At 72.4% G+C, this 12,598-nt stretch carries 11 protein-coding genes and 1 pseudogene; 3 read left to right on the top strand and 9 right to left on the bottom strand.

Features of this window, described 5'->3' with window-relative positions; genetic code table 11:
* Nucleotides 1–1,188 (bottom strand): GDSL-type esterase/lipase family protein, encoded by a 1,188-nt coding sequence (locus tag CNQ36_RS01890; RefSeq protein WP_121544657.1) that lies wholly within the window; start codon nucleotides 1,186–1,188, stop codon nucleotides 1–3.
* A gap of 46 nt (nucleotides 1,189–1,234) precedes the next feature.
* Entirely contained in the window at nucleotides 1,235–1,807 is a 573-nt protein-coding gene (locus CNQ36_RS01895) for a TetR/AcrR family transcriptional regulator (RefSeq protein ID WP_121544658.1), read from the bottom strand.
* A 110-nt stretch (nucleotides 1,808–1,917) separates the two neighbouring features.
* Here CNQ36_RS01895 and ligA point away from each other — a divergent pair, with 110 nt between their 5' ends.
* Nucleotides 1,918–4,005, top strand: coding sequence for an NAD-dependent DNA ligase LigA (gene ligA, locus CNQ36_RS01900; RefSeq protein WP_163013181.1), 2,088 nt, complete (start codon nucleotides 1,918–1,920; stop codon nucleotides 4,003–4,005).
* Between the two features lie 46 nt (nucleotides 4,006–4,051).
* Here the strand turns inward: ligA and CNQ36_RS01905 are convergent, their stop codons facing one another.
* Nucleotides 4,052–4,894: an NmrA family NAD(P)-binding protein gene (locus tag CNQ36_RS01905; RefSeq protein ID WP_121544660.1), complete on the bottom strand. Its 843-nt coding sequence runs from the start codon at nucleotides 4,892–4,894 to the stop codon at nucleotides 4,052–4,054.
* Between the two features lie 75 nt (nucleotides 4,895–4,969).
* Here CNQ36_RS01905 and CNQ36_RS35810 point away from each other — a divergent pair.
* A pseudogene (locus CNQ36_RS35810) lies at nucleotides 4,970–5,093 on the top strand (ATP-binding cassette domain-containing protein); the annotation flags it as partial.
* A 126-nt stretch (nucleotides 5,094–5,219) separates the two neighbouring features.
* A complete protein-coding gene (locus CNQ36_RS01910; RefSeq protein WP_206278406.1) occupies nucleotides 5,220–5,873 on the top strand; it encodes a phosphoribosyltransferase in 654 nt (217 codons plus the stop codon).
* 68 nt (nucleotides 5,874–5,941) lie between these two features.
* Here the strand turns inward: CNQ36_RS01910 and CNQ36_RS01915 are convergent, their stop codons facing one another.
* The 6 genes from CNQ36_RS01915 to CNQ36_RS01940 all read right to left on the bottom strand — a co-directional run bounded on the left by CNQ36_RS01915 (nucleotide 5,942) and on the right by CNQ36_RS01940 (nucleotide 12,577).
* Nucleotides 5,942–6,739, bottom strand: coding sequence for a VOC family protein (locus CNQ36_RS01915; RefSeq protein WP_121544661.1), 798 nt, complete (start codon nucleotides 6,737–6,739; stop codon nucleotides 5,942–5,944).
* 91 nt (nucleotides 6,740–6,830) lie between these two features.
* Entirely contained in the window at nucleotides 6,831–8,567 is a 1,737-nt protein-coding gene (locus tag CNQ36_RS01920; RefSeq protein WP_121544662.1) for a CocE/NonD family hydrolase, read from the bottom strand.
* Nucleotides 8,568–8,585: 18 nt separating this feature from the next.
* The gene (locus tag CNQ36_RS01925; protein WP_121544663.1) at nucleotides 8,586–9,527 is read right to left on the bottom strand and encodes an MBL fold metallo-hydrolase; all 942 of its coding nucleotides are present in this window, start codon (nucleotides 9,525–9,527) and stop codon (nucleotides 8,586–8,588) included.
* A 35-nt stretch (nucleotides 9,528–9,562) separates the two neighbouring features.
* Entirely contained in the window at nucleotides 9,563–10,486 is a 924-nt protein-coding gene (locus CNQ36_RS01930) for an alpha/beta hydrolase (RefSeq protein ID WP_121544664.1), read from the bottom strand.
* Between the two features lie 5 nt (nucleotides 10,487–10,491).
* Nucleotides 10,492–11,607, bottom strand: a complete 1,116-nt coding sequence (locus tag CNQ36_RS01935; protein ID WP_004936024.1) for an FAD-dependent oxidoreductase — start codon at nucleotides 11,605–11,607, stop codon at nucleotides 10,492–10,494.
* A 13-nt stretch (nucleotides 11,608–11,620) separates the two neighbouring features.
* On the bottom strand, nucleotides 11,621–12,577 hold the full coding sequence (locus CNQ36_RS01940) for a phosphotriesterase family protein (protein WP_121544665.1): 957 nt from the start codon (nucleotides 12,575–12,577) through the stop codon (nucleotides 11,621–11,623).
* Between the last annotated feature and the right edge of the window lie 21 nt (nucleotides 12,578–12,598).

Here is a 12,598-nt window from a genome sequence, read left to right on the forward strand (position 1 = left end):
TCAGCCCTCGCCGTCCGCGAACGGCCCGCCGGCCGCGAAGGCGTGGGCGGCGAAGCGTTCGCCGATGCGGCGGTGGGCGGCCGCGTCGGGGTGCAGCCGGTCGGGCAGCGGCAGTTCGCGGTGGTCCGCCTCGCCGTAGAGGTCCCGGCCGTCGAGGTGGTACAGGTTCGGGTCGTCCGCCGCGCGCTGTGCCACGACGCGCCTCAGCTCGTCGCGGATGACGTTGAGTGTCAGCTTGCCCGCGTCCCGTTCCGCGGGGTCACCGGTGGCGGTGAACAGGAGCCGGCCCTCGCCGAGACGGCTGAAGTCGTAGGCGGTGGGTCCGGGTGTGTCCTCGTGGAGGGGACACAGGATCGGCGAGACGACCAGCAGCGGCGTGGCGGGGTGGCCGTCGCGGATGGTGTCGAGGAAACCGTGGACCGCCGGGGTGAAGGCGCGCAGCCGCATCAGGTCGGCGTTGACCAGGTTGATGCCGATCTTGACGCTGATCAGGTCGGCGGGCGTGTCGCGCATGGTCCGGGCGATGAAGGGGTCCAGCAGGGCGCTGCCGCCGAAGCCCAGGTTGACCAGTTCCACTCCGCCCCGGGCCGCGGCGAGCGCGGGCCAGGTGGTGGTGGGGCTCGCGGCGTCCGAGCCGTGGCTGATGGAGCTGCCGTGGTGCAGCCACGTCCTGCGGCCGTCGGCGGGCGCCGGCGCTACGGGGGCGTCGGTGCGCAGGGCGAGAAGTTCGGTGGTCTCGTTGTGCGGCAGCCAGATCTCGACGGTCTTGTCGTCTGCGGACAGGCCGGTGAAGCGGAGGGTGGAGGCGGGGCCGGCGGCGTGCTCGGCGGTTCCCGTGGCCATGTCGATGGTCAGGGTGTTGCCGCCGGACGCCGTCGCCCGGCCCACCGGGCGTCCGTCCACGAGCAGGTCGTACACGCCGTCGGGGCGGGGCGGGACGCCGGTGTAGACCCGTTTGGTGGGCAGCGTGTCGAGTTCGACGGCGGTCGCCCGGGTGCGGAAGACCAGCCGTATGCCGGAGGGCTGGGACTCGGCCATGGCGAGCTGTCCGTCGGCGTGCCGGGCTCGGATGCGGGCGGGCAGGCGGTGGGGCAGGATCCCGGCGCCGGTGTGCTCCAGGTCGAGGGCGCCGCGCACGATGTCCGCGGTGATGGGTGTGGTGGTCCAGGCGGGCGGGGTGGAGGTCATCGGTTCGTTCCATCGGTAGGGGCGGCTGGGTGGTTCGGGGTGGCGGTCAGGGCGCGGGCCAGTTCCGCAGCAGGGCGTCCAGCGCGTCGAGGACGCGTGTCCAGGTCTCCTGCGTGTCGGGGGCGCTGTGGCTGAACCCGCCGCCCATCTCGATGCTGACGTAGCCGTGGAACACGCTGCCCAGCAGCCGGACGGCGTGGGTCTGCTCCGGTTCCGCCAGGTCGTAGCCGCGCAGCAGGGCGCGGGTCATCCGGGCGTGCCGGACCCCCGCGCTGCCGGCGGCCGCTTCCGGGCTGAGCCGGTACTGGGCCGCCGCGTAGCGGCCGGGGTGCTCGCGCGCGTAGTCGCGGTAGACGTCGGCCAGCGCGGTCAGGGCGTCCTTGCCCGCCCGCCCGGCCAGGGCGTCGGCGGCACGGTCGGCCATCTCCTCCAGGGCGAGCAGCGCGATCCGTGTCCTGAGGTCCTCGGAGTTCCTCAGGTGGGAGTACAGGCTCGCCACCTTGACGTCGGAACGCCGGGCGAGCTCGGAGACGGTCACCCGGTCGAAGCCGACCTCGTCGGCGAGTTCCGCTCCCGCCCTGGTCAGTCGCTCGGCGGTCAGCCCTGCGCGCGCTGCCATAACCATCCTCTCCCTCGGCTAGAGCAAGTATGCATTTGCCTAAACGGTTTAGGCAAATGGCCGAGTGGCGCACCCGCCGGTGGACGCCGTTGTCAGTGGTGGGCGGCAGGATGCGACGCATGACAACACCTGCAGCAGTGATCGTGGACGCCGCCGCCTACGCCCAGGCCGTCGAGGACGCGGTGCGCGCGGCGGCCGCCTACTACGGCGGCGGCACCTCGGCGCTGGACGACGACGCGTACGACCGGCTGGTGCGCGGGATCGCCGACTGGGAGGCGGAGCATCCCGACGCGATACTGCCGGGCTCCCCCACCGGGAAGGTCGCCGGCGGAGCGGTGGAGGGCGACGTACCGCACACGGTGCCGATGCTCAGTCTCGACAACGTGTTCTCCGCGGAGGAGTTCACCGCCTGGACTGCCTCCCTGGCCCGCCGCATCGGCCACGACGCGGCACGCTTCAGTGTGGGTCCGAAGCTGGACGGGCTGGCCGTCGCCGCCCGGTACAGCGACGGCCGGCTCACCCGGCTGATCACCCGCGGGGACGGGACGGCCGGGGAGGACGTCTCGCACGCGATCGGCACCGTCGAGGGGCTGCCGGAGAAGCTGGAGGAGCCGGTCACCGTCGAGGTGCGCGGTGAAGTCCTCATGACGACCGCCCAGTTCGAGCACGCCAACGAGGTGCGCACCGCTCACGGCGGACAGCCGTTCGCCAACCCGCGCAACGCGGCCGCGGGCACGCTGCGGGCCAGGGATCGGGTCTACACCGTGCCGATGACGTTCTTCGGCTACGGCCTGCTGCCCCTGCCCGGCACCGACCCCGCCCTCGCCGGGCGGCTGGACGATCTCCCGCACAGCGAGCTGATGGCACTGGCCGGCGATCTCGGGGTGCACACCAGTGCCCGGACCGCGGTCCCCGACGTCGTCGCCGGGACCGTCGAGGAGGTGCTGGCCCGGGTGAAGGAGATCGCCGCGGCGCGCGCCGAACTGCCCTTCGGCATCGACGGGATCGTCATCAAGGCCGACCTCGCCGAGGAGCAGCGGGCCGCCGGGTCCGGCTCCCGCGCCCCGCGCTGGGCGATCGCCTACAAGCTGCCCGCCGTCGAGAAGATCACCCGGCTGCTGGAGGTGGAGTGGAACGTCGGACGCACCGGGATCATCGCGCCCCGGGGCGTCCTCGAGCCGGTGGTCATCGACGGCTCCACCATCACCTACGCCACCCTGCACAACCCGGCCGACATCACCCGCCGCGACCTGCGTCTCGGCGACCACGTCATGGTCCACCGCGCGGGTGACGTCATCCCCCGCATCGAGGCCCCGGTGGCCCATCTGCGCACGGGCGAGGAGCAGCCGATCGTGTTCCCCGCGCAGTGTCCGCGCTGCGGTTCGGACATCGACACCGGCGAGGAGCGCTGGCGGTGCGCCCAGGGCCGCAACTGCCACCTGGTCGCCTCCCTCGCCTACGCCGCGGGCCGCGACCAGCTCGACATCGAGGGCCTGGGCGCCACCCGCGTGGTGCAGCTCGTCGACGCGGGACTGGTGGCCGACCTCGCCGACCTGTTCGCCCTGCGGCGCGAGCAACTGCTCGCGCTGGAGCGCATGGGGGAGACCAGCACCGACAACCTGCTCGCCGCGCTCGCCAAGGCCAAGGAGCAGCCGCTGTCGAGGGTGCTGTGCGCACTGGGCGTGCGGGGAACCGGACGGTCGATGTCCCGGCGCATCGCCCGGTACTTCGCCACCATGGACGGCATCCGCGCGGCCGACGCCGACGCCATGCAGCGGGTCGACGGCATCGGCGCGGAGAAAGCCCCGTCGATCGTCGCGGAGCTGGCCGAACTCGCCCCGCTCATCGACAGACTGGCCGCCGCCGGCGTCAACATGACCGAGCCCGGCGCCACCCCGCCGCCGGCCGCCGACGCGGCCCCCGCGGGCGACGCCCCGGCGGACGGCGGCCCTCTGGCCGGCATGACGGTGGTGGTCACCGGCGCGATGACCGGCAGCCTGGAGAAGCTCTCCCGCAACGAGATGAACGAACTGGTCGAACGGGCCGGAGGGCGTTCCTCCTCCAGCGTCTCCCGCAAGACCTCCCTCGTGGTCGCGGGCGAGGGGGCCGGTTCCAAGAGGGCGAAGGCCGAGCAGCTCGGCGTCCGGCTGGCCACGCCCGACGAGTTCGCCGCCCTGGTCGCCGGCTTCCTCGGCTGACCCGGCCGGGGCCTGCGCCCGCTCCGGGCGCAGGCAGGGGGGCGCCTCAGGCGCCGGCGGTGAACGCGCCGGCGTGTTCCGCGGCCCACTGGGCGAAGGTGCGGGCCGGGCGGCCGGTGACCTTCTCGACCGTGTCGAGGACCGTGCGGCCCACTTCCGGGGTGTTGCCGTACGCCTCGAGCAGGAAGCCGATGACGTCCTCCGGGTGCCCGGCCGCCCGCCACTGGGCGACGGCTTGCTCCCGCGTCAGCTCGACCAGGGTGATGTCCCGGCCGCGGGCGGCGGCGATCGCCGTCACCTTGTCGCCGACGGTCAGCAGCTCGGGGCCGGTGATCAGGTACTCCTGGCCGGCGTGTCCGTCCTCGGTGAGCGCCACGGCGGCGACGGCGCCGATGTCGCCCTCGTGGACCATGGCGCTGAGCCGGCCGACGAACGGTTCGCGCACCTCGTCCGACGCGGCGACGCCGTCCGCCCACTCCAGGGCGTTCCCCATGAACTCGACCGGCATCAGCACGGTCCAGTCGACGCCGTCGTCGGCGCGCACGGCGTCCTCCAGCAGGGACGGCCCGCCGCCGTGCAGCACGGTGACCCGGCGCACACCGGCCGCGCGGGCCAGCTCCAGGATCCGCGGGCCGGTCTCCAGCGGGGCGAAGCGGGCTCCGCCGAAGGTGATCAGGTGAAGTCCGGTGACGCCCTCCAGGGCCGGGATCAGGCTCTCGGGCTCGGTCAGATCGCCCTGGAAGACCTCGACGCCGGCCGGGAACACGGCCGCGGCGGCGTCCCTGGTGAACGCGCGCACCGCGTGCCCCCGGGCGAGCAGTTCGGCGACGACCTGGCGTCCGACGGTACCGGTGGCGCCCGTGACGAGAATCGTGTGGCTTTCAGTCATGGGACGACCGTAGGAAGCCTCGCGGTCAGGTTCCGTCCGCGATCGACTCCGTCGGCGGCCCGGCCTCGACACCCGGCCCGCGAGATCTTCGGCGGCGCCGAGCTCTCCGGCGGCCAGTGGCAGCGGCCGGCCTGCTCCCGCGCCCCTGTACCGGCGCCCGCCGCTGCTGATCCTCGACGAGCCCACCTCCCGGGCAGACCTGCTGCCGCTGTCGCAGGAGCGCTGACGCCGGGCAGACACCGCCCGCTGTGGCATCCGCGGCGGGAGGTGAGAGCCGGGCCGAAGGCGGTTACCCGGTAGCGGTGGCCGAGGAAGGGAGCGAGCCGTGCGATTCCGAAGCCGTGAGTTCGCCGGTCAGGAGCTGGCCGTCAGGATGCTGGAGTGGGCGAGCAGTGGCGATCTCGCGAACGTGACCGTGCTGGCCTTGCCGCGCGGCGGTGTCCCGGTCGGTGCGGAGATCGCCCGGGCGATGCAGGTTCCCCTGGACGTCGTGGTCGTCCGCAGGGTCGGGGTCCCCTGGTCCTCCGAGGTGGGTGTCGGGGCGATCGCCGGGGACGACCCGCCGGTGTTCGACCGTACGGGGCTCAGGGCCATGAACCTCACGGTGGACAGGCTCGGCCCGGAGGTGGCCCGGGCGCGGGTCGAACTGCGTCACCGGGAGCGGGTCTACCGCGGGGGACGGCCCGCCCCGGACATCGCCGGGCACAGCGTCGTGGTCGTGGACGACGGGCTGGCCACCGGGATCACGGCCCTCGCCGCCCTGCGGCACCTGCGGCGCGGCGGCCCGCTGCGGCTGACGCTGGCGGTGCCGGTGTGCGGTCGCGAGACGGCGGCGGCGCTCCGGGAGGAGGCCGACGACGTGGTCTCCCTGTACCTGCCGGAACGGGTGCGGTCCGTCGGCGACTGGTACGACGACTACCACCCGGTCTCCGACCAGGAGGTACTGGACGCCCTGCGGGAGCTGCATCCGGCCCCCTGAGGCTCTCGCTCGCGGCGGTCCACGGGGTGACGGCGGGAGCGGCGCCGGGCGCTCCCGCCGGCCCGGGCTCAGCCCTGCGCCGGGGTGAGCACCACGAAGTCCGCGCCGGCCGGGTCCAGACAGACGGCCAGGCGGCCGACGCCCTCCGCGTCGTCCGGTCCCATCTGCACGCTGCCGCCGTTCGCGGTGACCTCGGCGACCGCGGCGTCACAGTCGGTGACATGGAAGACCGGGTGCCAGTAGGGCCGCCCGCCGGCCGGGGCGAGGTCCTCCTTGCGAACCTCCATGAGGCCGCCGTGCATGCGCTCCTGGGGCTGCCCGGCGGGGGTGATCAGGGTGTACGTGCCCTCACCCCCCGGCATCTGCATCTCGCTGTACTGCCAGCCGAGGACACCGCCGTAGAACTCCTTCGCGGCCGCCGCGTCGCTCGTGTACAGCTCGGTCCAGGACAGCGAGCCCGGCTGGTCCACCAGGTCGACGCCCTTGGTCTCCCCCGGCTGCCAGACGGCGAACTGGCCGCCCAGCGGGTCGCTGTACTGGGCCATCCGCCCCCACTGTTCGAGGTCCATCGGCGCGACCCGCACGGTGCCGCCCGCGCGTTCCACCGCCCGGGTCGTGGCGTCCGCGTCGGCGACGCTGTAGTAGATCATCCAGGCGGGACGCGCGCCCTCCTCGGTGAGCTTGCCGAGCCCGGCGACGATCTTGCCGTCCTTGCGGAACATGCCCCCTTCCATCTCCTCCCCGTCACCCATCGGCTCGTAGTCCCAGCCGAGGACCGCGCCGTAGAACGCGGCGGCGGCCGGGACGTCGGGCGCGCCGAGGTCGAGCATGCAGGGCGAGCCGGGGGCGAAGTCAGTGGTGATCACCGCGGTGTCCTTTCGCTGGTTCCCTTTGGGCTCAGCGTGCCACCGGGCACTGACACCCGCCCTCCGGCTTGGCCGTCCGGGCGTTCCCCGGCTACTCCCCGTCGGCCGCCGCGCGCTTCGTGAACGGCAGCAGGAGCCGTGAGGGGTGGGCGGCGTCACGGTAGATCTTGTGGGTGACGGGCCGGCCGACCGGCAGATGGAAGGCGTCCGGCGGCAGCAGCGCGTTGTGCGCGTCGGCCGGCGGCTCGTTGTTGGAGAGTTCCACGACCAGCCTGTGGCCCGGCAGGAACGTCGCCGCGAACGGGTAGACGCGCAGTACGTACTCCTCGATCTTCCCCGGCTCGACCGGCACCGCGCGGGTGTGCGGGTGGTAGGGGTCGCCGTCGGTGGTGCGCTGCTCGTCGAGCTCTCGGTGCGACGCCTTGAGGTAGGCGGTGGTGACTAGCTGCCGCTTGCCGCCCGGGGCCTCGTCCCACATGCGCAGGATGAAGTTGGTGTCGGGCTGGTCGATCTCGGCGAAGAGGTGCGCCGCCCCCTGGCCGATCATCTCGGTGGGCTCGGTGAACGGCTCGGTGCTCCAGCTGAGCGTCTCCACCTTGTCGGTGACCGTGAGCGGCGCCTGGTAGAAGCCGTCGGGCACGGCGTGCTCGGCGCCCATCGGCTCCGGCTCGAAGGAGAGCCTGTGGCGCGGGCGGAGGTAGAGCGGCCGGTGCTCCACGTCCTTCGGGGGCCACTGGGCGCCGGTGACGTACTCGCGGGAGCCCTCGACGTGGACCGTGACGGCCGGCTCGTCCATCACCCCGTTGTCGATGCCCTTGATCCAGTGGTCGTACCACCGGAACATCTTGTCGTGCTCCTCGACGAAGGGGCGCGACTGCATGGGCGGGTAGGGGCCGATGTCCAGCTTCTTGGGGCCCTTGAGGCGGTTGAAGACCTCGATGGTGCCGTCCAGCGTCCAGCCGCGGCCCTGGTCGATCTGGAGCCAGACCGGGATGTCGATCCCGGGTGCGAGGGTGACCGGGTTGCGCTCCTCGTACCAGTCGCCGTCGACCTCGTTCATCACGATGTCGAACCAGGCCTCGTGGTTCTTCGGGTAGTTCAGCACATGCACCAGGTTGGGCCAGGCGGCCACGTCCGGGTCCCGCAGGCGCTCGGCGACACGCTTCCTGATCTCCTCGGGCGAGTGGGTCTCCAGCATGCGGGACTTCACGCCGTCGGTGAAGGCCCAGCCCGAGTCGCCGCCGCGGCCCTCACGGGCGGCGCGCGGCATGAACCACATGACGCCGCCGTGGTAGGTGGTCTCGTAGAAGTCGTAGTGGCCGCCGCTGACGAAGATCGCCTTGAGGCTCGGCGGGCGCTCGGCCGCGGCGAGCACCTGCATGGAGCCGAAGTAGGAGATGCCGATCATGCCGACGTTGCCGTCGCACCACGGCTGCGCGGCCACCCACTCGATGAAGTCGTACGCGTCCTGGCCGAGGGAGACGCCGCCGGCGTTGTAGTTGCCGATGTGCTCGCCCCCGGACGCGCCGGAGCCGCGCAGGTCGCCGATGACGTGGACGTAGCCCTCCTTGACGACGCGCGCGATGTCACCGGCCTCGATGCAGCCGTCCCACATGGGGCTCGGGCGGCGCTGCGGCGGGGTGGTCAGCGCCAGCGCCTGGAGCTCCTTGCCGTACGGGCTGAGGGCCACCAGCGCGGGCCGGGGGGTGTCGTCCACGCCGGTGTAGGCGTCGGCCGCCAGCGTGACGCCGTCGCGCATCGGCACCTGGAGGTCCTTGCGGACGGCGATCGGCTGCTCGCCCGCGCGGATCGTGTGAAGGTCGGTCATGGTGAGGAAGCTCCTGTACTACATGTTCTGTTCGAGGTGCGTGCGGTAGCCGGCCATCGAGGTGAAGAACGGCGACGGCTCGAGGGTGGGGTCGCCGGTGTAGCCGAGTTCCTCGGCGACGCGGGCGAACGGGGAGTACGGCGAGTCCGTGTCCCGCAGGCCCTCCTCCAGGCATCCGCAGGCGGCCGCGGCGACGCGGCTCTCGATGTCGAGGCTCTGGGTGAGGGCCTCCCGGGCCTGGTCCGCGTCGAGCTCGACGCCGTACGGCGTGCCGTCGGCGCGGCGGTAGGGGTGCCCCAGGTAGAGGTGGCGGGGACGGATCCCGTCACGCAGGTACTCCAGGCCGGCGCGGTAGGCGCCGGGGTCGGTGTAGCCGGGGAAGCCGTTGGCGGCTCCGTGGACCTGGACGGCGTCGCCGGTGAACACCGACCGCTGTCCGTCGACGACGTAGGCGACCGATCCGGGCGTGTGGCCCGGCACGGCGTGCACCGACACGGTGACGCCGCCGCCGAGGGAGAGCGTCTCGCCGCCCCTGACCAGCAGGGTCGGCTCCATCTCCCCGGAGATGACGGCCCGGGTGGCGGCCGTCACCTTCGCCTCGCCGCCGGGGTCGTCGAGGTACCGGCCCCGGCCGGTGAGGTACTCCTCCACATGGGCCCGGCGCGAGCGGAGCATCGGCGCGTCGGCCTCGTGGATGACCACCTCGGCGCGCCGTCCGGTGAGTTCCCACAGGGCGTGCGCCCCGCCGACGTGGTCGATGTGACCGTGGGTCAGCAGGATCCACCGCACGTCCTCGATGCGGCGCCCGATCGCCTCGAGCGCGGGAGCCATCCCCTCGGCGGGCGAGGAGGCGATGCCGGTGTCGACGATCGCCGGCTCGGGCGCGTCGATGTAGAAGCTGTACAGACCGAACCGGCCCCACGGCGACACCAGGGGGTGGACGTCGACTGCCTGCGTCATGGTCCTCTTTCCGAACTCGTACCGGGCCGGCCGGGTCAGCGGCGGCCGAGGAAGTCGCGCGTCTCCTCGAAGACCTTGTGGTACTCCGGGATCCACGAGAAGTGCTGGACGAAGCCGTGGCCCGCGCCCTCGTAGCGGCTGACCGTCGCCTCCACGCCGGCCGCGCGCAGCCGCTCGCCGTACAGCTCGCCCTCGTCGCGCATCGGGTCGTACTGGCCGGTGACGACGAGGGCCGGCGGCAGTCCGGTGAGGTCCGCCCGCTTGACCGGCGAGACGAGCGGGTCGGCGGGATCGGCGCCGCTGTCGAGGTAGAAGGCGTTGAAGGGCTTCAGCCCGGCCGTCTCCAGGCCGTAGCCCACGGCGTTCTCCCGCAGCGAGGCATGACGGTCGGCGTCGAAGTCCAGGTCGAGCGAGGGGTAGTAGAGGATCTGGTGCGTGATCCGGTCGAAGCCGTCGTCGTGCGCCTTCGCCGCGACCGCGGCGGCGAAGTTGCCCCCGGAGCTGTCTCCGGCGACGGCGAGGGTCGTGCCGTCCCAGGCCAGACCCGCTCTCTCGCCGGCGGCCCAGCGCACGACCGCGTGGCAGTCGTCGAGGCCGGCGGGGAAGGCGGCCTCGGGTGCGAGTCGGTAGCCGACGGAGACGACCTTCAGTCCGGTCTCCTTCGCCAGCGAGCGCGCGACGTGGTCGTGCGTCTCCAGGCTGCCGAGGAAGAACGCGCCGCCGTGGAAGTAGACCAGCAGGCCGTACGCGTCGGCCTCGGCGGGCGTGTAGATCCGGACCGGGACCTCGCCCGACGCGGTCCGCACGGTCGTGTCCTCCACCGCGTGCAGCGGCAGGCGCTCCTCCGGGGGAGCGACCTGCGCCTCGTCCGCGGCGCGCAGGGCGACGGGGTCGAGCGGACCGGGGGGCGGGGCCGGCATGGCGGCGAGGATCCTGGCGATCTCGGGATGCAGTGGCATGGGGGTCACTCCTGCGATGCGGTGGCGGCGGGCTTCTGGCCCGGGAACACGTCGTTGATCTCGTCCTCGGTCCAGCCCTGGCGCGAGATGCGCTGCAGTTCGTCGGTCACCGGCTTGCGGGTGGCCTGGTACCTGGCCAGTCCCTCCTTCAGCGAGCCGGCCTCGCGCAGGGCGTCGGCGAGCGCGCCGCCGTCCTCGATGGCCGAGTTCGCGCCCTGGCCCTGGTGGTGCAGCATCGAGTGGGCGGCGTCGCCGACGAGGACGACGGAGTCGGAGTGCCAGGTGTCGACCGGGTCGATGTCGTAGACGGCGCGGATGTTCACGGTGCTCATGTCGAGGTCGCGCGTGATGCTGACGAGACGCTCGTCGAAGCCCTCCACCGTCTTCAGGAGATCGTCCCTGGTGACCTCCGGGTTCCAGGTGCCGTCCGGGCAGAGGGCGGTGATGTCGAACGACACCTGGTTGCGGTGGCGCAGCGGCAGGAGGTAGACCTTGGTGCCCCGGCCGATGTACATCCGGAGGTTGTCGTCGGTGACCATCCCGTGGGCGGCGTCGGCGGAGATGACCGCGCGGTAGGCGTGCTCGCCGGAGAACACCGGGCCCCGGTCGCTGAACAGCTGGTGGCGCACCACCGACTTGATGCCGTCGGCGCCGACGACCAGGTCGGCCTCGACGGTCCGGCCGTTCGCGAAGGTGAGGACGGCGCCGTCGCCCTTGTCCCGGACCGTCTCGAGCTTGTGGCCGAGGTGCACCATGCCCTCGGGGAGGACGCCCATGAGGGCCTCGATGAAGTCGCCGCGGTGGATCAGATGGGTGTGGGTCTGCTCGCCGTCGGCAGGCCACGTCTCTTTCATGATCGGCTCGCCGGTGGCCGTGAGGATCTCGAAGTACTCGCTCGGCGACGTCACCTTCGCGATGGCGTCGAAGACGCCCCACTGGCGGAACCGGTTCATGGTCGCGGGGCGCAGTCCGATGCCGGCGCCCACCTCCCGGATCCGGCCTGCCTGCTCGTAGACGCTGACGTCGGCGCCGAGCAGGCTCAGGGCCTTGGCGGCCGCCGCTCCGCCGTATCCCGCTCCGACGACGGCGATCTTCAGGTTCTTCAGCTCTGAGGACTGCATGGTGGTTCTCTCTCTACTTCTGCAGGGTCAGGAAGTCGGCGGGGTTGTCGACGAAGATCGTCTTGATGGCGGCCTCGTCGAGGCCGGCGGCGCGCAGGTCCGGGATTAGGTCCTCGAAGATGTAGTTGACGGTGTGGCCCTTGACGCCGGGCCAGCCCAGCGGGCTGCAGTTGGCGTCGGCGGAGGCGAGGACCTGCTTCAGCCGGCGGCCTCCGTCGACGAAGCGCAGGAAGTGGTCGAGGCGCTCCTTGCGGGGGCGGGCCCAGAACGGCGGGTCCGGCAGCTCGGTCTCGTAGCCGAAGGTGTCGAAGCCGATGCGGCCGCCCTTCTCCGCGATCCACACGTCGCGCGTCCTGTCGGCGTTGACGCCGTCGTCGACGTGCCCGAACAGGACGCGGTCCAGGGGAAGTCCCTCTTCGTCGAAGATCGTGATCGCGTTCTCGGCGTCGATCGCGAGGTGGGTCAGCACGGGTGCGCCCGTGGCGAGCGCGGCGCGGGCGGCGGCGCGGTAGATGCGCTTGTCCAGGTCGGTCATGCGGCCGCCGCGGCTGACGCCGACCTTGATGACGCCGGCGCGGCTGCCGGTGCCGCCGATGCCGACGGTGATCTCGTGGACGAACTGCCGCGTCAGGTAGTCCACGCCGGCGTTCGCGAAGTGCGGCAGCGCGGTGTCGCCGCCGACGAAGCCGGTGCAGGCGACGATGTGCACGCCGGTCTTCGCGGACAGCGACTTGTAGTAGTCGACGTCGCGGCCGTTGCAGATGCCGGTCGCGTCGACGAAGGTGCCGCCGCCGTACTCGTGGAACGCGCGGAGCTTCGGGACGGTCTCCTCGTACCGCTGCTCGGGGGCCTTCCACCACTTCGTGTCCAGCTCGGAGCCGGGCATGCCGTAGCCGATGTGCTCGTGGACGGCCACGAGACCCAGCTCCTCGGTCGGGACCGGCCCCAGGACGGTATTCACTCGCGACACAGAATTCACCTTCGGGAAATG

This window comes from Streptomyces fungicidicus, from assembly GCF_003665435.1.
Taxonomy (GTDB): domain Bacteria; phylum Actinomycetota; class Actinomycetes; order Streptomycetales; family Streptomycetaceae; genus Streptomyces; species Streptomyces fungicidicus.

Excerpts from the sequence above, each read along its gene's own strand:
- CNQ36_RS01890 (WP_121544657.1), bottom strand. The coding sequence starts at position 1,188 with ATGACCTCCACCCCGCCCGCCTGGACCACCACACCCATCACCGCGGAC.
- CNQ36_RS01895 (WP_121544658.1), bottom strand. The coding sequence starts at position 1,807 with ATGGCAGCGCGCGCAGGGCTGACCGCCGAGCGACTGACCAGGGCGGGA.
- ligA (WP_163013181.1), top strand. The coding sequence starts at position 1,918 with ATGCGACGCATGACAACACCTGCAGCAGTGATCGTGGACGCCGCCGCC.
- CNQ36_RS01905 (WP_121544660.1), bottom strand. The coding sequence starts at position 4,894 with ATGACTGAAAGCCACACGATTCTCGTCACGGGCGCCACCGGTACCGTC.
- CNQ36_RS01920 (WP_121544662.1), bottom strand. The coding sequence starts at position 8,567 with ATGACCGACCTTCACACGATCCGCGCGGGCGAGCAGCCGATCGCCGTC.
- CNQ36_RS01925 (WP_121544663.1), bottom strand. The coding sequence starts at position 9,527 with ATGACGCAGGCAGTCGACGTCCACCCCCTGGTGTCGCCGTGGGGCCGG.
- CNQ36_RS01930 (WP_121544664.1), bottom strand. The coding sequence starts at position 10,486 with ATGCCACTGCATCCCGAGATCGCCAGGATCCTCGCCGCCATGCCGGCC.
- CNQ36_RS01935 (WP_004936024.1), bottom strand. The coding sequence starts at position 11,607 with ATGCAGTCCTCAGAGCTGAAGAACCTGAAGATCGCCGTCGTCGGAGCG.